The following is a 21068-nucleotide window of genomic DNA, read 5'->3' as shown; positions in this document are numbered from 1 at the left end:
CCAGTGGAGCTCGCCGGGCGTCACGTCCTCGTCGCCGGAGCCGGGGTCACCGGCAAGTCCATCGTCCCCGTCCTGGCGGACCTGGGCGCGCGGATCACCGTCACCGACGGCAACGCCGAACGGCTGGCGGAACTCGAAGGGCTCGGCGCCGAACTGGTGCCAGGCCTGACGGAGCCGCCCGAAGGTGTCGAGCTGGTCGTGACCAGCCCCGGCTGGAAGCCGACGTCGCCGTTGCTGGTGGCGGCGGCTCAGGCGGGGATCGAGGTGATCGGTGACGTCGAGCTGGCGTGGCGCGTCGGGCAGCTGCGTGACAAGCCGCCGGTGTGGCTCGCGATCACCGGCACCAACGGCAAGACCACCACGGTCGGGATGCTGGAGTCGATCCTGCGCACCGCCGGGGTCGACGCCGTGGCCTGCGGGAACGTCGGCTTCGCGGTACTCGACGCGGTCCGGGCCGGGCACGAGGTGCTCGCCGTGGAACTGTCGAGCTTCCAGCTGCACTGGTCGTCGACGCTGGCGCCGCTCGCCTCGGTGGTGCTGAACCTGGCCGAGGACCACCTCGACTGGCACGGCTCGATGGAGGAGTACGCGGCCGCGAAGGGACGGGTCCACACCCATTCCCGGAACGTGGTGCACAACCTTCACGAACCGTGGTCCGCCCGGCTCGCCGACGAGCACGCGCCCGCCGACGCCCGCCGGGTCGCCTTCGGCATGGACACCCCGCGCCCCGGCGAACTCGGGATCGTGGAGGACCTGCTGGTCGACCGCGCCTTCGTCGCCGATCCGGCGACCAGCGCCGACGAACTCGGCACCCTGGCCGACGTGCGTCCCGCCGGGCCGCACAACGTCTCGAACGCGCTCGCCGCGGCCGCGCTGGCCAGGGCGTATGGCGTCACCGGTGAGGACGTCGCCAAGGGCCTGCGCGAGTACCGGCCCGCCCCGCACCGGGCCGAGGAGATCGGCGAGATCGACGGCGTCCGGTACATCAACGACTCCAAGGCGACCAACCCGCACGCGGCGAGCGGTTCGCTGCGCGCCCATCTGAACGTCGTCTGGATCGCCGGTGGCCAGCTCAAGGGCGCTTCCGTGGACGAACTCGTCGGCTCGATCGCCGGGCGGCTGCGCGGTGTCGTCCTGTTCGGCGTCGATTCACCCGTGATCGCCGCCGCTGTCGCGCGACACGCGCCGGATGTCCCGGTGAACAGCCTCCCTTCGGGTGACGATGACACCATGACTGCGGCGGTGAAGGCGGCCCGAGCCCTGGCGCGCCCTGGAGATGTGGTGCTGCTGGCCCCCGCCGCGGCGTCGTTGGACATGTACTCGAGCTATGGCGCACGCGGCGACGCGTTCGCGAGCGCGGTCCGTGTCCTGCGCGACGGTGCGGGGGAGACCAGTGACGGCGGTTGAGGAGAGAAAGCGCGAGACACCGCCCCGCAGGCGTCGTGAGCGCAAGGAAAGCCCGTTCGTCGCCTTCCGCACCGCGCTGACGGCCTGGCTTTCGCGACCGCTCGCTTCGTTCCATCTGGTCCTGGCGCTCACCGGCGTGCTGACCGTGATCGGCATCGTGATGGTGCTGTCCGCCTCGTCGGTCGCTTCGTACAACCCCAAGACCGGCACCGGCGTGTACGCCCAGTTCAGCAAGCACCTCATGTTCGTCGCGATCGGCGCCGTGGTGTTCTGGATCGGGCTCCGGGTGCCGCTGGAACGCGTCCGGCGGCTGTCGGCGACGGCGACCGTGGTGTGCCTCGGGTTGCTCGTGCTGGTGCTGACGCCGCTCGGCTCCGAGGTCAACGGCTCGCAGGGCTGGTTCCGGCTCGGGGGGTTCGCCTTCCAGCCGGTCGAGGCGGCGAAGGTCGCGCTGGCCTTCTGGGGCGCGCACATCCTGGTGATCAAGTACAACATCATCAACCAGTGGCGGCATCTGCTCGTCCCGGTCGTGCCGATCGCGCTGCTGATGTTCGCGCTGGTCATGATGCAGCCCGACCTCGGTGGCACGATCACCCTCGCGGTCGTGCTGATGGCGCTGCTGTGGTTCGCGGGCGCGCCGAAACGATTGTTCGGCGTCATCCTCGCGGGTGGTCTCGCCGGGATCCTGGTGCTGGCGATCATCGCCCCGTACCGGCTGGCGCGGGTCATGTCGTTCGTCTCCGGCGACCCGGACACCAGCGCCGACGGTTTCCAGGCCAACCAGGCGAAACTCGCGCTCGCCGACGGCGGGATGTTCGGCAAGGGCCTCGGCCAGGGCCAGTCCAACTGGGGCTACCTGCCCAACGTGCAGAACGACTTCATCTTCGCCCTGATCGGCGAGGAACTCGGCTTCATCGGCTGCGTGGTGGTGCTCGGGCTGTTCGCCGGGGTCGCCGTCGTGGGCCTGCGGATCGCCACCCGCAACCTCGACCCGTGGATCCGCATCGTGTCCGGCACGCTGACCGTCTTCCTGGTCGCGCAGGCGGGGATCAACATCGGCTACGTGGTCGGGCTGCTGCCGGTCACCGGGGTCACGCTGCCGCTGATCTCCTACGGCGGCACGTCGCTGGTGATCACCATGCTCATCATGGGGATCCTCGCCAACGCCGCCCGGCACGAACCGGAGGCGGTGGCCGCACTGCGCTCGCAGGGGCCGGGTAAATTCGGACGCCTGCTGAGGCTTCCCGCGCCCGAGCCGTACCGCCCGCCCGCCAAACGCAAGGGCGCCGCGGCCAGGGGAGGCGCCGCCAAGGCGGCGAGGCCCGCGCCGAGGACGGCGAGGCCTTCGCCCGCACAGGAGCGGCGCCGTTCGGTACGGGAACCCGGCAGGAGGACGGCCGCGCGAACGGCGGCGAACCGCGGTACCGCGAAACGGGGTACCGCAAACCGGAGAGGTCATAGGTGAACAACCCCGTCAGAGGTGGCGCTTCAGGCGAGGTCGCCGGCAAAGCGCCGGTGGTCGTGGTCGCCGGCGGTGGTACCGCAGGGCACATCGAACCAGCACTCGCCCTCGCCGACGCGGTGATGCGCCTGCGTCCCGACGCGAAGGTGATCGCGCTCGGGACCGAGCGCGGGCTGGAGAACAAGCTCGTCCCGGCGCGGGGCTACCCGCTGGAGCTGATCCCGCCGGTGCCGATGCCCCGCAAACCGACACCCGAACTGCTGAAGATGCCGCTGAAGGTCCGCGACGCGGTCAAGCGCACCCGTGAGGTCCTGGACCGGGTCGGCGCGGACGTCGTCGTCGGCTTCGGCGGGTATGTCGCGCTTCCGGCGTACCTCGCCGCGCGCGGCCGCACGCCGATCGTGGTCCACGAGGCCAACGAGAAGCCGGGCCTGGCGAACAAGGTCGGCGCGCGGTTCGCCGTCCGCGTCGCCGTCGCCGTCCCGGGCACGCCGCTGGCGAAGGCGGAGGTCATCGGCATCCCGCTGCGGCGCTCCATCACTTCGCTCGACCGGGCCGCGCTGCGCGCCGAAGCCCGTGAGCACTTCGGGCTCGACCCCGACGCTCCGACGCTGCTGGTCTTCGGCGGCTCGCAGGGCGCGGTGTCGATCAACGGCGCCGTTTCGGGCGCCGCCAAGGAGTTCGCGGACGCCGGCGTCGGCGTCCTGCACGCCCACGGGCCGAAGAACACGCTGGTCGTCCAGGAGTTCCCCGGACGGCCCGCGTACGTCCCGGTGCCGTACCTGGAGCGGATGGACCTGGCCTACGCCGCCGCGGACGCGGTGCTGTGCCGCTCCGGCGCGATGACCGTCGCCGAGGTGTCCGCCGTCGGCCTGCCCGCGGTGTTCGTCCCGCTGCCCTATGGCAACGGCGAACAGGCGGTCAACGCCCGGCCCGCGGTCGCGGCCGGTGCCGGGCTGATGGTCGACGACGCCGACCTCACCCCCGCCAAGGTCGCGGAGCTGGTGATCCCGCTGGTGTCCGACGCCGACAGGGTCGCGAAGATGAGTGCGGCCGCGGTCGGCCTCGGCCACCGCGAGGCCGACGAGACCCTTGCCAAGATCGTGCTGGAGGCCGCAGGTGCCTGACCAACTCCCCGACACGCTGACGCGTGCCCATCTGATCGGGATCGGCGGCGCCGGGATGAGCGGTATCGCGCGGATCCTGCTGGCCCGCGGCGCGCAGGTCTCCGGATCCGACGCCAAGGAGTCTCGCGCGTTCCTTTCGCTGCGTGCCCAGGGCGCCGAGATCGCCGTCGGCCAGCGCGCCGAGAACCTCGACGCGTTCCCCGAAGGCCCGTCCTCGGTGATCGTGTCGACCGCGATCAAGGACGACAACCCGGAGCTGGCGGCCGCGCGGGAACGCGGGATCACCGTGCTGCACCGCGCCGAGGCGCTGGCCGGGCTGATGGAGGGGCACCGCGTCGCGTGCATCGCCGGGACGCACGGCAAGACGTCGACGACGTCGATGCTGACCGTCGCGCTGCAGCAGTGCCGTCTCGACCCGTCGTTCGCCATCGGCGGTGACCTCAACGAGTCGGGTGCCAACGCGCACCACGGCGAGGGCGGGATCTTCGTCGCCGAGGCCGACGAGAGCGACGGATCGTTCCTGGCCTACTCGCCGTCGGTCGCCGTGGTGACCAACGTCGAGCCGGACCACCTGGACCACCACGGCACGGCCGAGGCGTACGTCTCGGTGTTCACCGACTTCCTCGGCCGGATCGTGCCGGGCGGGCTGCTCATCGTCTGCGGTGACGACGAGGGCGCCTCGGAGCTGGGCGCGCGGGCGTCGGCGCAGGGCATCCGTGTCCGCCGCTATGGGCGTTCGGTCACCGGCGCAGACGACGCCAAGGTGCTCGACTACGCCCCCGCGCCGGATGGCGGTGTCGTCCGGATCTCCTTGCAGGGCGAGGAAATCGTCCTGCGGGTGGCGGTGCCGGGCGAGCACATGGCGCTGAACGCGATCGCCGCGCTGCTGGCCGGGATCGAGCTCGGCGCGCCCGTCGAAGGACTGGCCGAAGGGCTCGCCGCGTTCGGCGGCGTCCGGCGGCGGTTCGAGTTCAAGGGCCGCTCGGGCGACGTCCGCGTGTACGACGACTACGCGCACCACCCGACCGAGGTCGACGCGCAGCTGCGCGCGGTGCGGACGGCCGCAGGCCCGGGCCGGGTCATCGTGGTCTTCCAGCCGCATCTGTACTCGCGGACGAAGACGTTCTCGAAGGAGTTCGCGGCCGCGCTGTCACTGGCCGACGAGGTCGTCGTGCTGGACGTCTTCGGGGCGCGTGAGAAGCCGGAGCCCGGGGTGAGCGGTGCGCTCATCGCCGACCAGATCTCCGGTGTCCCCGTGCACTACCAGCCCGCGTTCGACGTCGCGGCGAAGCTCGCGGCGGATCTGGTCAAGCCCGGCGATCTGCTGGTGACCATGGGCGCCGGCGACGTCACGCAGCTCGGCCCGGAGATCCTGGCCGAACTGGACCGGCGGGCGGGGTAGCCATGCCGCGGACCGGGGAACGCCGCCGCCCGGCCGAACCCGGTCGGCGTCCGCGCACCGAACGCGCTCAGCGGACTCAACGCTTGAAGGAACGGCGTGGCAGGCGGTCGGTGTACGACCGCCGCCGCACCGCCCGGCCGAGCCGCCACAAGGAGCTGCGACGGCGCTGGGTCGCGCTGCTCTCGGTGCTGACCGCCGTCGCGCTGGTCTACCTGCTGTGGTTCAGCTCGATGCTGGGCGTGCAGCAGGTAGACGTCGTCGGGGCGAGCTCCGTGCCCGCGGACCAGATCCGCGCCGCGGCGGCGGTGCCGGACCAGAAACCGATGCTGCGCCTGGACACCGACGAGATCCGCGACCGGGTGGCGCAGATGCCCGGTATCGCGACCGTCGACGTCTCGCGGTCCTGGCCGAGCACCCTCGAGATCACCGTGACCGAACGGACCGCGATCGCGTTCTTCGACAGCGGGCCCGGCGGCGACGGCGTGCACCTCGTCGACGGCGGGGGAGTGGTGTTCAAGACCGTCAAGGAGCGGCCCGCCGGGCTGCCCGAGCTGAAGCTGCCGTCGGTGTCGGCCGACGATCCGGTGACCCGCGCGGTGACCGGCGTCCTCGGCGTGATCCCGCAACAGCTGCTCAAGCAGGTCACCACCGCGACGGCGAAGACCCCGGGCAGCGTCGAGTTCGCGCTGGCCGACGGGAAGACGGTGCGGTGGGGGACGTCGGCCGACACCGAACGCAAGGCGAAGGTCCTGGCCGCGCTGCTCACCCGCGAGGGCAAGGTCTTCGACGTCTCGGCCCCGGATCTGCCCACCGTCTCCTGACGCGATTCGTCACCTGCTTGCGGTAGTTCGCGCTAAGAACTACCGCAAGCAGGTGACGAATCGCGGGGTGGTCAGCGGGTGACGAGGGCTTCGATGCCGTCCAGCAGGCGCTCCAGGCCGAACGCGAAGGTCTCGTCGGCGGCCTCGCAGGTGTCCGCGTCGTAACCGCCGCTTTCCCAGATCCGCGTCATCGCCGGATGGCGCTCCACGTCGAAGTACTTCTCCCAGAACACCGACCGCTGCCCCCACCAGGCGTCGGTCGACTGCCCGGTCTCCTGTTCGACCAGCGCGGTTTCGGCGAACAGCGTCGCGTTCGCCTGTACGTAGATCTCGATGCTGTTCGCGGCCGCGGCCGCCTTGCGCGGCTCCAGCCCGATGTCCGACACCGCCGCGATCAGGTACTCCTGGCCCGCCATCAGCCCGGGGCCGAGCACCGGCCGCACCATCGACGTCGAACGCAGCCACGGATGCGCGCGGAACACGGCCAGGGTGCGCTCGGCGTAGAGCCGCACCTGCTCGCGCCAGCCGTCCGGCCGCGGATCGCCGGGGCCGGGGAGGTCCCGTTCGGCGAGCACCGAGTCCACCATGAGGTCGAGCAGTTCCGTCTTGCCCGGGACGTAGGTGTAGAGCGTCATCGTGCCGGCGCCGAGCTTCTTGGCGATCTGGCTCATCGACACGGTCGCCTCGCCCGCGCCGTCGGCGAGCGCGACGGCGGTGGCGATCACCTGGTCGAGGGTCAGTTTCGGCTTCCGCCCCCTGGTCGACTGCCGGGCTTCGCCGCGGTCACGCCACAACAGTTCGAGGCTGCGCTCGAAGTCCATCCACACTCCACTCGGCCGTGAAGCTGGATTCTACATTCTCGTATGCGGTACGGTTAAGTCTATCCCGTAGGGCGTACGAAAAGGAGTGGGGAATCGTGACGATCCTGGTGACCGGTGCGACCGGAAGCGTCGGCAGGCTGCTCGTCGACGAGCTGGTGGAGGCCGGGGCGCCGGTGCGGGCGCTGACCGTCGATCCGGCGAAGGCCGCGTTGCCCGAACAGGTGGAGGTCGCCAAGGGGTACCTGGGCAAACCGGAGACCTTGCCGGAAGCCCTGAAAGGCATCGAGACCGTGTACCTGGCGCCGCTCGCGGCCAAGGTGGACGACTTCGTGAAGCTGGCGAAGGAGGCCGGCGTGCGCAGGGTGGTCGCGCTGTCGGGCAGCAACGCCGACGACCCGGCGGAGAACTCGAGCGGCGTGGACTACGCGATCATCGAGAAGGCCGTCCGGGAGGGAGGCTTCGACTGGACGTTCCTGCGGCCGGGCGCGTTCATGAACAACACCCTCGGCTGGGCCGAGACGATCAAGGCCGAGCGCGTGGTCCGCGAGGCCTACCCCGAGTCGCGGATGACGCCGATCGACCTCGCGGACATCGCCGCCGTCGCGGCGCACGTCATCCTGACCGAGGGGCACGTCGGCAAGAAGCACACGCTGAGCGGTCCGGAGGCGATCAGCCAGCGCGAACAGGTCGCCGCCATCTCGGCCGCGCTCGGCGAAGAGGTGGTCTTCCACGAGCTGACCCGGGAAGAGGCGAACAAGCAGTGGGCCGCCGCCGGCATCCCGGCGGAGATCGCCGAATGGCTCCTCGACGGCTTCGCGTACTTCACCGAAAACCCCGACAAGCCGACGGGTGTCGTCCAGGAGCTCACCGGACGGCCTGGCGTCACCTACGCGGAGTGGGCGGTGACGAACGTCGAAGCGTTCCGCTGAACTCGTAACTCACGTGCTTGAAGCCGTAACTCACGTGATTGAAGGCGTAACTCGTGAGTTACGGCTTCAATCACGCGAGATACGGCCAGGATCACGCGAGATACGAGTTGCCGCCCTCAGCGGGCCCGGCGGGGGAGGCGGGTCGGCAGCGGCGCACCGCGTCGCGGCTGAGCGGCAGCCTCGGCGGGCGGGGAGGTCGGCCGAGGCGCGGACGGTTGCGGCAAGGGCGGCGGGGACTGCGATTCGCGGGGCCAGGCCGGGGTGATCATCGCCTGCGCCCCGACCCGGCGGACCGGCAGCCCGTGCGCCTCGCGCGCGGGCAGGCCGGGCCAGATCTCGCCCGCCTCCTTGGCGGCGTCGCGGATCGCGGTGCCGTCCAGGGAGGTGCGGGTCTCCTCGATGTCGCGGTCGAGCCACTGGACGATGAGCTCCAGCGGCCCGTCTGGCGGCAGCGGCCACAGGAAGATCTCGTGGTCGACGTGGAACGCCGAACCGCCCAGCCCCTGCGCGCGCAGCACCGGCTGATCCGGTTTGGTGGCCGACGGCACGGAGATGGTCTCCGAACTGGCGCGCCTGCCATCGGGGAAGAGCACGCCGACCAGCAGCGCGTTGTAGTCCGGGACCCGGCGATGGTCGATGAGGCCCTCGCCGGGTTCGTCCAGCAGCAGATCACGCGAGTACACCGACAGCTGGAACGACACCGACTCCGGCCACACCTCGATACCGCGCAGCGCCACGATGGTCCGTTCGGCGCGGCCCAGCGGCATCGACCAGGGCAGGATCGCCGGGACGATGTACTCGTGCGGCGGCTCCACCCAGGGGCGGCCGTTGTAGCCGAACAGTTCCTGTTCCGGCACCGGGAACAGGGGGCGGTTGCGCGGAGCGTCCGTGAAGAAGCTCATCGTGGACCGGGCGCGGCAGAACGCGGGGTGAAGCTGTCCGACCTGCCGCTCACGCCGTCAACGACCACCATGCGGTTCACGGTAACCGATGACCACGCCGGTACTGAACGGTTTCACCGCACCTTTCGCGTCACCCGAAGCCCTTGAGCTTCACTTTCGTCCCCTTCGGCACCTTGGTGCCCGGCTGCGGATCCTGCTCCAGGACGAAGTCGAAACCGCCGTTTCCGCCGCCGTTCCCGTTGCCGTTTCCGCGTCCCTGACGGTCGGGCTCCAGCCCCGCCTGCCGCAGGATCTGGAACGCCTCCTCCATCCGCTTGAACGTCACGTTCGGTACTTCGACGGCGTTCGAAACGAACACCCCGATGCGGCGGTTGCTCGCCTTGCCGCCGCCCTTCGGGTCGGTGCGGATCACCTGACCGGCGGCGAACTGGTCGGAGAACTCCTCGCCCGCCTGGAAGGGCTGGAAACCCGCCTGCTGCAGGATCTGGAACGCGGCGTCCTTGGTCTGCCCGGTGACGTCCGGGACCGGCGGCAGCGGCTCGGGGCCCTTCGACAGGATGATCGTGACCTGCCCGCCGATGTTCAGCTGCGAACCGGGGCTCGGGTCGACGCGGATCACCTTGTTCTTGGCGACGTCGCTGTACTCCTGCTCGCCCTGGACCGGGGTCAGCTGCGCGGCCTTGATCGCCGTCTCCGCGTCCTGCGGGCTCGTCCCGGCCTGGATGTCCGGCACGATCGGGCGGCCCTTCGACAGCACGACGTTGACCGTGGCGCCCGGCGCGAGCGACGTGCCCTCCGCGGGGTCGGACCGGATCACCGTGTGCTGGGCGGCGGTGTCGCTGTACTCCTCGGTGTAGGCCGGGGTCAGCTTCGCCGAGCGGAGCGCGTCCCCGGCGGCGGCCTGGTTCATCCCCGCCAGTTTCGGCACCGACGACGAGCTCGGCCCGGTGTCGTTGAGGATGAAGGCGAACGCGCCGATCAGGCCGCCGAGAACCAGCACCGCGGCGGCGATCATGACGTAGAGGCGCTTGCGCGACCCCGGCTGCTCGTCGTCGGCGGCCGGCCGGGGCCGCGGGGGAGGCGTGCGGGGCGGCTGGGCGGCGGGGATCGGCGGCTCACGGTGCAGTGCCTGCGTTCCGCGCGGGCCGGTGACCGGCATGGTCGCTTCGGCGACCGGGGTCAGCACCGTCGTCGCCATGGCCGGGTTCGCCGCCGGGACGGCGGGGATGCCGGGGGTGGTGCGCTCGGCGTCGGTCTCCCGATCGGCGTCGGCGGGCAACGGCACGGGCACCGGGACGGCCGGGACACCCAGGACGGTGCGCAGATGGTGCAGCTCGGCGAGGAAAGCCGCGGCGTCGGCCGGACGCTGCTCGGGGTCGCGGCGCGTGGCGCGCAGGATCAGCTCGTCCAGCTGCGGCGGGATGCCCGGCCGGAGCTCGCTCGGGCGCGGGACGTCGTCGTTGACGTGCCGGTACGCCACCGAGAGCGCGGTGTCGCCGGTGTACGGCGGGCGTCCGGTGAGCATTTCGTACAGCAGGATCCCGGCCGAGTAGACGTCACCGCGCGAGGTGGTCGCGCCGGTCGCGACCTGTTCGGGGGACACGTAGGCGACGGTGCCGAGGATGACGCTCGAACTCGTGGTACCCGCGCTGGCGATCGCGCGGACCAGGCCGAAGTCCGCCACCTTGACCACGCCGCCCGAAAGCGCCGTGCCGCCGCGGCCGATGAGCACGTTCTCCGGTTTGACGTCGCGGTGCACCAGGCCGGCGGCATGCGCCGCGGCCAGCGCGGAGAGCACCGGTTCGGTGATGCTCAGCGCGAGCGCGACGTCCAGGGGACCGCGTTCGGCGAGCAGTTCACGCAGGGTTCCGCCGTCGACGAGTTCCATGACCAGGAAAGCGCGGCCGGACTCCTCGCCGCCGGGGGTGTCGAAACCCTGGTCGTGCACCGCCACCACGTGCGGATGATGCAGCCGGGCCGCCGACCTGGCCTCCCGCTCGAAACGCTCGACGAACGACCTGTCGTCGGCGAACCGCGGGTCCATGATCTTGATGGCGACCTGGCGGTCCAGGCGGGTGTCGACGCCGCGGTACACCGACGACATCCCACCGCGTGCGAGCAGCTTGTCCACCCGGTAGCGGCCCTCGAGCAGAGTGCCCACCAGAGTGGGATCCGTGCGTGTCACGGCTATGGATCGTACGGAAGTACCCATGTTCTGGTGTACGGGACCTGGCTCCCCGGGGATCACGATTCCCGTCATTTCGTCGAATCGGCGGTATACGTGACCGACCGGGCACTCTCCGTCATCGCCCGGGTCGTCACCCATGCGTACTAACGGAGCGGGAGACGGAATGTGGCACAGTGTCACCTGTGAGTGGTATTCCCGTCGCCGACGACGTTCTCGATGCAGATGTTGCCGTTCTCCCGGTTCCGGAGGTCGCGACCGCGCTGAACGTCTCGGCCAACAAGGTCCGCCAGATGCTGCGCGACGGCCACCTGATCGCCGTCCGGCGGAAGGGCGAGCTGTACGTCCCGGCCGGGTTCCTGGTCAAGGACGGCGTGGTCAAGGGCTTGGCGGGCACCATCACCGTGCTCGCGGACGCCGGTTTCAGCCGGACGGAGATGCTGCGCTGGCTCTTCGCCGCGGACGAGACCCTGCCGGGGACCACCCCGGTCAACGCGCTCCGCACGAGCCACGGCACCGAGGTCAAGCGGCGCGCGCAGGCGATGGCGTTCTAGGGCCGACCAGCACATACGTCGCGGCCGCGAGGAGCTGGCAGCCCGCCGCGACGCCCAGCGCGGTGGTTACGGAGAGTGCGCTCAGCGGTCCCGCGAGCGCGGCGCCCGCCGCGAGTCCGGTGATCTTCACGCTCGCGGCCGTCGTGAACACCTGAGCCCGCACTCGCGCGGGCGCTTCGCGATGCCGGATGGCGAACAGCGCCGAAAGCTGCGGCCCTTCGGCGAATCCGGCGAGCACGGCGGCGGCCAGCAGGGGCACCACGCCCTCGCTCGACGCCGCCAGCACGAAGCTCGCGCCCAGCAGGACCGTGCTGGCGAGCAAGGTGCGGTCCGGCGGCGGTGGCCTGCGGGCCAGTACGGCGTTCGCGACCAGTGACGCGGCGGCCAGCACGGCGAGCAGCAGTGCGCCGAAGCCAGGGTTCCCCAGCCGTTGGGCGCCGAGCAGCGGATAACAGACGATGGCGACTCCGATGCCGACGAAGGACACCGTGGACGTCGCGGTGGCTCGCAGCAGGGCGCGGTTGCGGAAGAGGACCGCGAACCCGTCGGCGAGTTGACGGCGGATCGATGTCGAGGGCTTCGCCTCGACCCCGGGAAGCGCCCACGCGGCCGGGAAGGCCGCGGCGACCAGCGTGATCGCGACCGCCACCGCCGCCGGTGCTCCGGCGTACGCGGCCACGAGGCCGGCGAGTCCCGGCCCGGCGAGGCTCGCGGCGGTGAACGTCATCGCGTCCAGGGTGCTCGCCCTGGCCAGTGGTGTCGTGCCGCGGACGTTCGGCAGTTGCGCCGTCCAGCCGCCCGCCAAGGCGGGGTTGAGCAGCCCGGCCGCGACGGCCACGGCGATCGCCGCGGGGAGCTCGACCAGTGCGAGCACCGCGCCGAGCCCGCCCGCGTAGGCGAGCAGTGCCCACGCCAGCAGCCGCCCCGGCCGGGGGCTGCGGTCGAGCAGGGCCCCCAGCAGCGGCCCGCCCGCCGCCGCGGAGATCGTCAGGCCCGCGAGCAGCGCGGATCCGGTGGCGGCCGAGCCGTCGAAGCTCATGCCGAGCAGGAGCAACGCCGGTCCGGACAGTTCGTCCCCGGTCCTGGCGACCGTCGCGCCGGTCAAATAGGCGGCGAGTCTGTAACGGCTCCTCATGAATGAGACGTTACAGTGGGCTATGGCTTCAGCGCAGCGGGATTTCCTGCCCGGCCGATCGGCTCGGGCGGCGGGCCAGCGGGCGGTGGATCTGCTGGAGGTCCTGCTCGCGCCGGAACCCTCGGTCGCGTCGGTTCGCGCGGTGCTGGAAGCGCACGGCGAAACCTCGGTCGAGCTGGCGCCGTCGGACGTGGCCTCGTTGCGGGAGGCGGCCGTCGAACTGCGGGAAGTGTTCGCGGCGCGGGATGCCGGGGAGGCGGCAGAGGTGCTCAACCGGCTGCTGGCTCGTTACGCGCATCCGCCGCGGCTGACCGATCACTCCGACGGGTTCGGCTGGCATCTCCACGTGGACGCCGACGACGACGGGCCGTGGGGCGCTTGGCTGGTGACGTCGTCCGCGCTGGCGCTGGCCGTGTTGCTGGCGGACCGTCAGGCGCCGCCGGGCGGATTGTGTGCGGCTTCGGGCTGCGGGAGGCCGTTCGCGCACTTGGGCGGGGGGAGCCCGCGGCGGTACTGCTCGACGCGGTGCGCCACCCGGGAGCGGGTCGCGGCTCACCGGCGACAACGCTCGTGAGTGGTAAGGACGGTTTTAACCGTCCTTACCACTCACGAGACCCAGAGCGGGTCAGGACTGCTGCTTGTCCCGCCAGGCGATCCAGGACCGCAGCTTGTCGAGGTTGTAGTCCGGCCCGCCGGTCGCCACGGTGAACAGCGAGACACCCAGCTCCAGCAGCTTCGGGCCCAGCTCCTCGGGCTCGCCCTCGACGGCGACCGAACGCTCGATCTCCTTCGGGTCGCGGCCGACGTCGGCGCAGTGCTGGTCGAGGATCTTGACCTTGCGCTCCACGACCTCCGGGTCGCCGAAGCCGTGCCAGATGTCGGCGTGCTTCGCGACCAGGCGCAGGGTCTTCTTCTCGCCGCCGCCACCGATCAGCACCGGGATGTCCCGGACCGGCTGCGGGTTCAGCTTGCCCAGCCTGCTCTCGATCCGCGGGAGCGCCTCGGCGAGGTTGTCGAGCCGCCCGCCCGCGGTGCCGAACTCGTAGCCGTACTCGTCGTAGTCCTTCTCGAACCAGCCGGAGCCGATGCCGAGGATCAGCCGCCCGTCGGAGATGTTGTCGACGGTGCGGGCCATGTCGGCCAGCAGTTCGGGGTTGCGGTAGCTGTTGCACGTCACCAGCGCGCCGATTTCGACCCGCGACGTGGACTCCGCCCAGGCGCCCAGCATGGTCCAGCACTCGTAGTGCAGGCCTTCGGGCTCACCGTAGAGCGGGTAGAAGTGGTCCCAGTTGAAGACGATGTCCACACCGAGGTCTTCGGCCTCCGAAGCCGCCCGGCGGATCGCCTTGTACTCGGCGTGCTGGGGCTGCAGCTGGACGCCGATCCGGATCTTCCTGTTCTCAGCAGTGGTCATGTTCGCACCCTAAGCCTGGAGTTGCTCCACGCGCTCGCCAAAAACCTCGGAAGCGCGACTCCCAGCCGGCGACGGCGCGGGACGACCGCGCGGGTGTTCAGCACGTCGTGACCCAGGGCCGTGATTTCGTCGAGAATGCCTTCGTAGAGCACGAGCGCGGTCCGCACGCAGGCCCGGGATTCCGGGCGCAGCAACGGAATGCCCGCTTCGGCACGGCGGTACACCGCCCGGTTGCGCGCCACCGCGACGGCGAGCGCGCGCCGCACCCGCCGGTCGGGCAGCCCGCGGGCACGGGACCATTCGAGCAGTTCGCGGTCGACGCCGAACGCGGCCAGCTCCTCGGTCGGCAGGTACAGCCTTCCCCGATCGAGGTCCTCGCCGACATCGCGCAGGAAGTTGGTCAGCTGGAACGCCTCACCCAGCGCGGCGGCGCCCGGCACGGCTTCGGCGACCGGGACGACGGTGCCGAAGACGGGCAGCATCTGCAGGCCGATCACCTCGGCCGAACCGTGGATGTACTCCCGGAGGTCGGCATAGGTCGCGTACGCGGTGATCTTGAGGTCCATCGTCATGGACCGCAGGAACGCGTCGAACAATTCGCGGTCCAGATCGTGGCGCCGCACGGTGTCGGCGAGCGCGGTCAGCACCGGATCGGCGGGCGTGCCGCCGTCGAAGACCTGCGTGACCATGGCGGCGACCTCGTCCAGCGCGACCGCGGGATCGGTGCCGGGCGCGGGGTTGTCGACCACTTCGTCCGCCATCCGCGCGAAGCCGTACAGCGCGTGCGCGTACGGCCGCGTCCGTGCCGGCAGCAGCCGGGTCGCGAGGAAGAAGGTGCGGCCGTAGTGCGCGTTGATCCGGCGGCATTCGGTGTACGCGGCCCGCAACGACGGCTCGGTGATCCCGGCGGCGTCGAGCTCGTTCATCGGCCGGTGATCCTTCCCGCCGCGAGCCTGCCGGAGATCACCACCGGCGGGATGCCGACGCCCGGTGTGGTCCCGCAGCCCGCCAGTACGACGTTTTCCGCTGCCCGCAGGAGATTCCCCGGCCGGAACGGGCCGGTCTGGGCGAAGGTGTGCGCGAGCGAGAACGGCGTGCCGGCGGTGAGACCGCGCTCCGCCCAGCCTTCCGGGGTGATCGTCTCGTCGACGGAGAAGCCGTCCGCGAACCCGGCGAGGCCGCGCTTTTCCAGTGTGCACACCAGTTCCGTGCGATAGACGGGCCCGACCCGGCGCCAGTCGATCTTGCCGCGGCGCAGGTTCGGCGCCGGGGCCAGCACCGAGATCACCTGGCCGCCGCCGGGGGAGAGGCCCGGTTCGGTCGCGGTCGGCCGGGTCACCAGCAGCGAAGGGTCGCTCATCAGCTTGCCCTCGCGGATGATCTCCGAGAACGTCCGCTCCCAGGCGTGACCGAAGAAGATGGTGTGGTGGCCCAGATCCGGCCAGGATTTCGGCGCGTTCCCGTGCAGGACGACGGCCGACGGCGAGTACCGCAGCGGCAGCGGCCGCCGGGGGCGGGCGCCGAGCAGCCGGTACGCGGTGCCGAGTTCGGTCGCCAGAACCACCGTGTCGCAAGGGATCCGCTCACCGGTTCGGGTCCGCACCGCGCGCACCCGCGAGGAAACCCTTTCCAGCCAAGCGGCTTCGGTGCCGAACCGCAGTTCCGCGCCGGCGCGTTCGGCGGCGTTCGCCATGGCTCGCGCGATCTCGCCCATCCCGCCCGAGGGGTAGTAGACGCCGCCGACGGTGTCCATGTAGGAGATGACGCCGTACGCGCCGATCGCGCGCGCCGGATCGAGGCCCGCGTAAAGCGCCTGGAAGGAGAACAGGCGGCGAACCCGGTCGTCACGGAGGAACCGGCCGATCTTCGGGCCGAGGCGGCCGAAACCGCCCAGTGCGGCCAATTTCGCCAGTTCCGGGCGGACGAGATCGAGCGGGGAATCGAAGTTCGCGCCGATGAAGTGGTCTTTCTGGACCGTGTACAGCTCGGTCAGCCACTGGCGAAGCCTGCGGTAGCCGTCGGCTTCGGCCGGTCCCGCGGCCGCGCGGATCTCGGCCTCCATCGCCGCCGCCTCGGTGTGCACGGCGATCGTGCTGCCGTCGGCGAACCTCGCGCGGTAGGCCGGATCGAGCCGGGTCAGCGTGAGATTGTCCGCCAGGGATTCGCCGACCGCGGCAAAGGCCTCGTCGAGCAGTTCCGGCATGGTCAGCACGCTGGCGCCGGTGTCGACGGTGTTGCCGCCGATATCCGCCTGCCCGGCCCGGCCTCCCGGGCTCTTGTCCTGCTCCAGCAGCGTCACCCGGCGGCCGGCGCCGAGCAGATGCAGCGTCGCCGACAACCCGGCGAGCCCGCCACCGATCACCACCACGTGGTCACTCGGACCGGTGACAGTGCGCATCAGTACGTCCGCTGGGTCGCCTTGACGACCAGCCCGGTCAGCGCGGCGGGAGCGGGTTCGGCCAGGTGAGCGCGGTCCAGCGCCGCCATCGCGGAATCGGTGAGCTCGTCGATGCGGCGTTCCACCGCGTCGACCGCGCCGACGTCCTGCAACGCCTCACGGACAGTCTCGACGGCGTCTTCGGACAGGTGGGCGTCGCCGATGGCGTCGGAGATGACCTTCGCCGCCGCGTCCTTGCCCTGCTCGGCCGCGCGCTGGAGACCCAGCGCGACCAGCAGCGTCCGCTTGCCCTCACGCAGGTCGTCGCCCGCGGGCTTGCCGGTGACCGATGGGTCGCCGAACACCCCGAGCAGGTCGTCCCGCAGCTGGAACGCCACGCCGACCTCGTCGCCGAATTCGCGCAGCGTCGCGATCAGGGCGTCGTCGGCGCCGCCGAGCGCGGCACCGAGGTGCAGCGGGCGCTGGACGGTGTACGCGGCCGTCTTGAGCTTGCAGATGTGCAGCGCCGCCTCGGGGGAAGCGTCGCCGGTGGCCTGGGTGCGGACGTCGAGGTACTGGCCGGCGAGCACCTCGGTGCGCATCGCGCGCCAGGCCGGCCGCGCCGCCGCGAGGGCCGCGGGCGGGAGCGGGGCCTCGCCGAACATGTCGTCGGCCCAGGCCAGCGCGAGGTCGCCGACCAGGACGGCGGTCGCGAGCCCGAACGTGCTCGGCGAACCCAGCCAGCCGCTGTCGGCGTGCAGTTTGGCGCCCGCGATGTGCACCGTCGGGGAGCCGCGCCGTGAATCGGAGGAGTCGATGAGGTCGTCGTGGATCAGCGCGCACGCCTGGATCAGCTCCAGGCTGGCCACCGCCTGCAGCACGCCTTCGACGTCCGGCCCCGCCGGATCGCCGCCCGCGCCGCGCCAGCCCCACCAGGCGAACGTCGGGCGCAGGCGTTTGCCACCGCCGAGGACGAACCCGGCCAGCGCGTCGATCCCGACCCCGACGACCGGTTCGGTACGGCGGATCTCGGCACCGGCGCGCTCGAGGAATCCGGCCAGCGCCCGCTCGACGTGGGCGGGCAGATCGGCGTCGTAGGCGGACGTGTCCATGAGCACATCCTCCGGGAAGCGCGTCCCCATGACCCAGTCGGGTGCCGTGGAATGTGGCGAACGAGACGTCAACCGCGGGTCTTGTCGTAGTGCCGTTTCACCCGCGCCCGGTTGCCGCAGTCCGACGAACTGCACCAGCGCCGCGACCGGTTGCGCGTGTGGTCGGTGAAGACCCAGCCGCAGCCGGGCCCTTCGCACTCCCGGATCCGCTCCGGATTCCCGGTCCGGAGCAGGTTCTCGGCCGCCAGCGCGAGGAAGTGCGGCAGCGCGTCGCCGTTTTCCAGCGGCACCTCCCAGCGCAGTGGCAAGGACGGCGGGAGTGAGGCGTGCCGGTACGCCTCGATCAGGGGCTTCCGCAGGGCCGTGACGTCCGGTGGATCCGACACGAGTACGCGGTACAGCGTCTCGCGGAAGGCCTTCACCGTCTCCAGGACGGCTTCGGAGATCTCCAGCCGTTCGGTGCCCGCGCCGACCAGGACCACCCACTCGGAGAGTCGTTCCGGAGTCGAAAGCCGGTCGTCCCGCCGGGCCGGATCGCGTCGCCAGGAAACGGTGTTGACCAGGTCCAACGGCACACTCCCGCCGATGCTGTCGTACCCGTCCCAATGGCCGTCCATGACTTCTCCTAATGGTCAAAGTGAGTTTAGCTTGTTAGGGTCGAGCTATGACGGAGATATCGACGCGCCGGCACAGTTACCTGGCCGGCGCCCGTGTCGGGCTCGGGCTGGGTGTCGCGACCTTCGTTCTCGGTGTCACCTTCGGCGCGTACAGCCAGACGCTGGGCTGGGGGATCGCCGCCCCGATCGTCGCGTCGATCCTCGTGTTCTCCGGATCGGCCCAGTTCGCGATGGCCACCGCGCTCGCGGGCGGCGGCAACCTCGCCGTCGCGGTGGGCGCCGCGGCCCTGATCAACGCCCGGTTCCTGCCGATGGGCGCCGCCGTCGCCGCGGACCTGCGCGGCGGGCGGCTGCGGCGCGCGTGGGAAGGCCAGGCCGTCGTCGACGGTTCCTGGGTGGCCGCCCACCTCGGCGAAGGGCGCTTCGACCGCGAGAAGCTCATCGGCTGCACGCTCGTCCAGCTGCCCGCATGGATACTGGGGACGGTGCTGGGCGTTCTGGCCGCGCCACCACCGGACGTCGTCTCGCGGTTCGGGCTCGACGTCGTGTTCCCGGGCTTCTTCCTGGTCCTGCTCATCGACGAACTGCGCCGCTCGCGCCAGGCGGTCCTGACCGCGGCCCTCGCCGCCTGTCTGGCGGGGATCCTGGTGCTGTTCGTCCCGGTCGGGCTCGCGCTGATCGGCGCCTCCGCCGCGGCGCTGCTCGGGGTGGGGGCGCGCCGATGACGCTCTGGCTCGCCATCGTCCTCGTCGCGCTGGTCAGCATCGGGTTCAAAGCGGCGGGCCCGGTCCTGCTCGGCGACCGGACGCTGCCGCCTCGGCTCGCAGGCGTGATCGCGCTGCTCGCGCCCGCGTTGCTGGCGGGTCTCGTGCTCACGGACGTGGCAGGCCCGGCCTGGTCCGGGCTCGAATGGACGCTTTGTGCCGGCCTTGCCGCGATCGCGGTGACCTACGCGCTGCGCGTGCCGGTGCTCGCCGCGATCCTCTGCGGGGTCGTCGTCACGGCGGCGCTCCGGTTCCTGGTCTAGCGGGCGGGCGTACGTGCCGGGACGTCGCGACACGCCCTTGGGGGTGCCTTTCCGCCGCGGTTCCTGGTCTAGTTCCAGAACGGGCCGCTCACCCCGGCCCGGCCGAAGTACGCGGCCGCGGCGGCCGGATCCCGGCGGACGTACCCGTGTTCGAGCCTGCCCTCGTACCAGCCTGCGGCGAGCCGCCACAGCGTCGCCAGGTCCATGACATAACCCTTGTCCTGCCCCGTTTCCGTCAGCCATCCGTCCACACAGGACTCACCACAGAACAGGCGCTGGTTGCCGCAGGTGTACACGACGTCGTCCCACATCCGCGCCACGGGCACCAGGAAGTGCGCGACCAGTTCACCCTTCGGTGGGGTGCGGTCGTTCACCAGCAGGGCGTGCGGCTCGCCGCAGCCCCGGCAGCGCGTGGACACCAGTACCTCGGGTTCGGCCTTGACCAGATGCGGGATCGCGAAGGCGTCCCACGCGCAGCCACCCCACCACAGCGTGTGCGCGCCCATCACGGAGAACCCCAGCGGGATCGCCGCGAACGGATGCGCCAGCACGACGTGCTCGCATTCGTCGAGCACGAGATGCCGCCGCTCGGCGAGCCGGTGCAGCGCCTGCTTCGCCACCGCGAGTGATCCATGGGCGGCGTCGGCCAGTTCCGGGGCCGTCGGCGGCCTCCCGTGCTCGGCGAACGCGCGGTAGACCGCGACGCGGACGTCCTCGTCCCAGCTGGTGTCGGTTTCGGCGCTCATGGCGGCTCCCTGTGCTCGTCACCGAGTCTCCCCAGCCCGGCTCCGCTCGGCAACCGCTCGTACGTGGCTGAAGTCGCACGCCCATAGCCTGAGAGGGGGCTCCCAGCCAGCGGACATTCCCCCTTAAAATGGCGGAATGACTTCGGTGGTCGAGCGGTTGCAGGGTGATGGACCCGTGTTCTCCATCGAGTTCTTCCCGCCCCGCGACGCGGCCGACGAGGCCGTCCTGTGGAAGTCGATCCGGGAACTCGAGCCGCTGGACCCGGCGTACATGTCGATCACCTACGGCGCCGGCGGCTCCAGCCGGGACGGCACGATCCGCAGCATCGCCCGCGTCGCCACCGAGACCACGCTGGTGCCGATGGCGCACCTCACCGCCGTGAACCACTCGGTCGCGGAACTGCGCAACGTCATCGGCTGGTACGCCGCCGTCGGCGTGCGGAACATCCTCGCGCTGCGGGGCGACCCGCCGGGCGACGTCTACGGCGACTGGGTCCCGCATCCGGAGGGACTCAACTACGCCGAGGAACTCGTCGAGCTGGTGCGTTCGCTCGGCGACTTCTGCGTCGGCGTCTCGGCCTTCCCGTACGGCCACCCGCGGTCGGCGAACCTCGAAGCCGACACCGAATACCTCGTGCGCAAGCTCCGCGCCGGCGCGGATTTCGCCATCGCGCAGCTGTTCTTCGAGCCGGAGGACTTCCTCCGCCTGCGCGACCGGGTGGCGGCCACCGGCTGCGAGGCGCTGGTCATCCCCGGCATCATGCCGCTGACCACGCCGCGGACCCTGCACACGTCCATCAAGCTGTCCGGCGCGCCCGCGCCGCGGCGGCTGCTGGACCGGCTCGAACCGCTGGCCGACGACCCCAAGGCCTTCCGCGCCGCGGGGATCGACGCGGTGACCGAACTGGGCGAGCGGCTCATCGCCGAAGGCGTTCCCGACCTGCACTTCTACACGTTCAACCGGTCCAAGGCCACGCGTGAGGTGGTCAGCAGGCTGGGGCTGGTCCCGGCCCGCGCGTAACTCCGTACC

The 21068-nt window shown here is 71.2% G+C and carries 21 protein-coding genes; 11 read left to right on the top strand and 10 right to left on the bottom strand.

Going from position 1 to position 21068, the window contains the following annotated elements; genetic code table 11:
- Positions 1 to 3: 3 nt before the first annotated feature.
- From murD to CVV72_RS17760, 5 genes are read left to right on the top strand one after another with little or no spacing between them, the layout of a single operon-like run.
- Complete coding sequence (gene murD, locus CVV72_RS17780) at positions 4 to 1407, top strand: UDP-N-acetylmuramoyl-L-alanine--D-glutamate ligase (protein ID WP_219153431.1); 1404 nt, start codon at positions 4 to 6, stop codon at positions 1405 to 1407.
- Positions 1394 to 2872: a putative lipid II flippase FtsW gene (ftsW, locus tag CVV72_RS17775; RefSeq protein ID WP_219153430.1), complete on the top strand. Its 1479-nt coding sequence runs from the start codon at positions 1394 to 1396 to the stop codon at positions 2870 to 2872. The genes murD and ftsW overlap by 14 nt, the downstream gene beginning before the upstream one ends.
- Positions 2869 to 3996 carry an undecaprenyldiphospho-muramoylpentapeptide beta-N-acetylglucosaminyltransferase gene (gene murG, locus CVV72_RS17770; RefSeq protein ID WP_219153429.1) on the top strand — a complete coding sequence of 376 codons (1128 nt, stop codon included), beginning with the start codon at positions 2869 to 2871 and terminating at the stop codon, positions 3994 to 3996. Before ftsW ends, murG begins: the two co-directional genes overlap by 4 nt.
- On the top strand, positions 3989 to 5398 hold the full coding sequence (murC, locus tag CVV72_RS17765; protein ID WP_219153428.1) for a UDP-N-acetylmuramate--L-alanine ligase: 1410 nt from the start codon (positions 3989 to 3991) through the stop codon (positions 5396 to 5398). Before murG ends, murC begins: the two co-directional genes overlap by 8 nt.
- A gap of 2 nt (positions 5399 to 5400) precedes the next feature.
- On the top strand, positions 5401 to 6219 hold the full coding sequence (locus CVV72_RS17760; protein ID WP_219153427.1) for a cell division protein FtsQ/DivIB: 819 nt from the start codon (positions 5401 to 5403) through the stop codon (positions 6217 to 6219).
- A gap of 71 nt (positions 6220 to 6290) precedes the next feature.
- Here CVV72_RS17760 and CVV72_RS17755 read toward each other — a convergent pair whose 3' ends face one another.
- Complete coding sequence (locus CVV72_RS17755; protein WP_219153426.1) at positions 6291 to 7040, bottom strand: TetR/AcrR family transcriptional regulator; 750 nt, start codon at positions 7038 to 7040, stop codon at positions 6291 to 6293.
- A gap of 95 nt (positions 7041 to 7135) precedes the next feature.
- On the opposite strand from CVV72_RS17755, the gene CVV72_RS17750 reads away from it, so the two are divergent.
- Positions 7136 to 7969, top strand: a complete 834-nt coding sequence (locus CVV72_RS17750; RefSeq protein ID WP_219153425.1) for an NAD(P)H-binding protein — start codon at positions 7136 to 7138, stop codon at positions 7967 to 7969.
- Between the two features lie 116 nt (positions 7970 to 8085).
- On the opposite strand, the gene CVV72_RS17745 is transcribed toward CVV72_RS17750, so the two are convergent.
- On the bottom strand, positions 8086 to 8871 hold the full coding sequence (locus CVV72_RS17745) for a hypothetical protein (RefSeq protein ID WP_219153424.1): 786 nt from the start codon (positions 8869 to 8871) through the stop codon (positions 8086 to 8088).
- Positions 8872 to 9001: 130 nt separating this feature from the next.
- Positions 9002 to 11056 (bottom strand): Stk1 family PASTA domain-containing Ser/Thr kinase, encoded by a 2055-nt coding sequence (pknB, locus tag CVV72_RS17740; RefSeq protein ID WP_219153423.1) that lies wholly within the window; start codon positions 11054 to 11056, stop codon positions 9002 to 9004.
- A gap of 185 nt (positions 11057 to 11241) precedes the next feature.
- On the opposite strand from pknB, the gene CVV72_RS17735 reads away from it, so the two are divergent.
- The gene (locus CVV72_RS17735) at positions 11242 to 11610 is read left to right on the top strand and encodes an Rv2175c family DNA-binding protein (RefSeq protein ID WP_219153422.1); all 369 of its coding nucleotides are present in this window, start codon (positions 11242 to 11244) and stop codon (positions 11608 to 11610) included.
- Here the strand turns inward: CVV72_RS17735 and CVV72_RS17730 are convergent.
- Positions 11579 to 12745 (bottom strand): MFS transporter, encoded by a 1167-nt coding sequence (locus CVV72_RS17730; protein WP_219153421.1) that lies wholly within the window; start codon positions 12743 to 12745, stop codon positions 11579 to 11581. The genes CVV72_RS17735 and CVV72_RS17730 overlap by 32 nt on opposite strands.
- A gap of 22 nt (positions 12746 to 12767) precedes the next feature.
- Here CVV72_RS17730 and CVV72_RS17725 point away from each other — a divergent pair, with 22 nt between their 5' ends.
- Positions 12768 to 13319 (top strand): CGNR zinc finger domain-containing protein, encoded by a 552-nt coding sequence (locus tag CVV72_RS17725; protein WP_219153420.1) that lies wholly within the window; start codon positions 12768 to 12770, stop codon positions 13317 to 13319.
- A gap of 51 nt (positions 13320 to 13370) precedes the next feature.
- Here the strand turns inward: CVV72_RS17725 and CVV72_RS17720 are convergent, their stop codons facing one another.
- The 5 genes from CVV72_RS17720 to CVV72_RS17700 form a co-directional block, all read right to left on the bottom strand.
- On the bottom strand, positions 13371 to 14159 hold the full coding sequence (locus CVV72_RS17720; protein WP_219153419.1) for an LLM class F420-dependent oxidoreductase: 789 nt from the start codon (positions 14157 to 14159) through the stop codon (positions 13371 to 13373).
- Positions 14156 to 15085, bottom strand: coding sequence for a phytoene/squalene synthase family protein (locus CVV72_RS17715; RefSeq protein WP_219153418.1), 930 nt, complete (start codon positions 15083 to 15085; stop codon positions 14156 to 14158). Before CVV72_RS17715 ends, CVV72_RS17720 begins: the two co-directional genes overlap by 4 nt.
- The gene (crtI, locus tag CVV72_RS17710) at positions 15082 to 16557 is read right to left on the bottom strand and encodes a phytoene desaturase family protein (protein ID WP_219153417.1); all 1476 of its coding nucleotides are present in this window, start codon (positions 16555 to 16557) and stop codon (positions 15082 to 15084) included. Before crtI ends, CVV72_RS17715 begins: the two co-directional genes overlap by 4 nt.
- Positions 16557 to 17648: a polyprenyl synthetase family protein gene (locus tag CVV72_RS17705; protein WP_125675755.1), complete on the bottom strand. Its 1092-nt coding sequence runs from the start codon at positions 17646 to 17648 to the stop codon at positions 16557 to 16559. The genes crtI and CVV72_RS17705 overlap by 1 nt, the downstream gene beginning before the upstream one ends.
- Before the next feature lie 68 nt (positions 17649 to 17716).
- Positions 17717 to 18265 carry a CGNR zinc finger domain-containing protein gene (locus tag CVV72_RS17700; protein ID WP_219153416.1) on the bottom strand — a complete coding sequence of 183 codons (549 nt, stop codon included), beginning with the start codon at positions 18263 to 18265 and terminating at the stop codon, positions 17717 to 17719.
- Between the two features lie 47 nt (positions 18266 to 18312).
- Here CVV72_RS17700 and CVV72_RS17695 point away from each other — a divergent pair, with 47 nt between their 5' ends.
- Positions 18313 to 18990: an AzlC family ABC transporter permease gene (locus CVV72_RS17695; RefSeq protein WP_255632724.1), complete on the top strand. Its 678-nt coding sequence runs from the start codon at positions 18313 to 18315 to the stop codon at positions 18988 to 18990.
- Positions 18987 to 19292: an AzlD domain-containing protein gene (locus CVV72_RS17690; RefSeq protein WP_219153415.1), complete on the top strand. Its 306-nt coding sequence runs from the start codon at positions 18987 to 18989 to the stop codon at positions 19290 to 19292. Before CVV72_RS17695 ends, CVV72_RS17690 begins: the two co-directional genes overlap by 4 nt.
- A gap of 68 nt (positions 19293 to 19360) precedes the next feature.
- Here the strand turns inward: CVV72_RS17690 and merB are convergent, their stop codons facing one another.
- The gene (gene merB / locus CVV72_RS17685) at positions 19361 to 20038 is read right to left on the bottom strand and encodes an organomercurial lyase (protein WP_219153414.1); all 678 of its coding nucleotides are present in this window, start codon (positions 20036 to 20038) and stop codon (positions 19361 to 19363) included.
- A gap of 136 nt (positions 20039 to 20174) precedes the next feature.
- On the opposite strand from merB, the gene CVV72_RS17680 reads away from it, so the two are divergent.
- Complete coding sequence (locus CVV72_RS17680; RefSeq protein WP_219153413.1) at positions 20175 to 21059, top strand: methylenetetrahydrofolate reductase; 885 nt, start codon at positions 20175 to 20177, stop codon at positions 21057 to 21059.
- Positions 21060 to 21068: the final 9 nt, after the last annotated feature.

Source organism: Amycolatopsis sp. TNS106 (assembly GCF_019330265.1).
GTDB classification, from domain to species: Bacteria; Actinomycetota; Actinomycetes; order Mycobacteriales; family Pseudonocardiaceae; genus Amycolatopsis; species Amycolatopsis lurida.
This window is presented reverse-complemented; position numbering and strand designations above follow the sequence as displayed.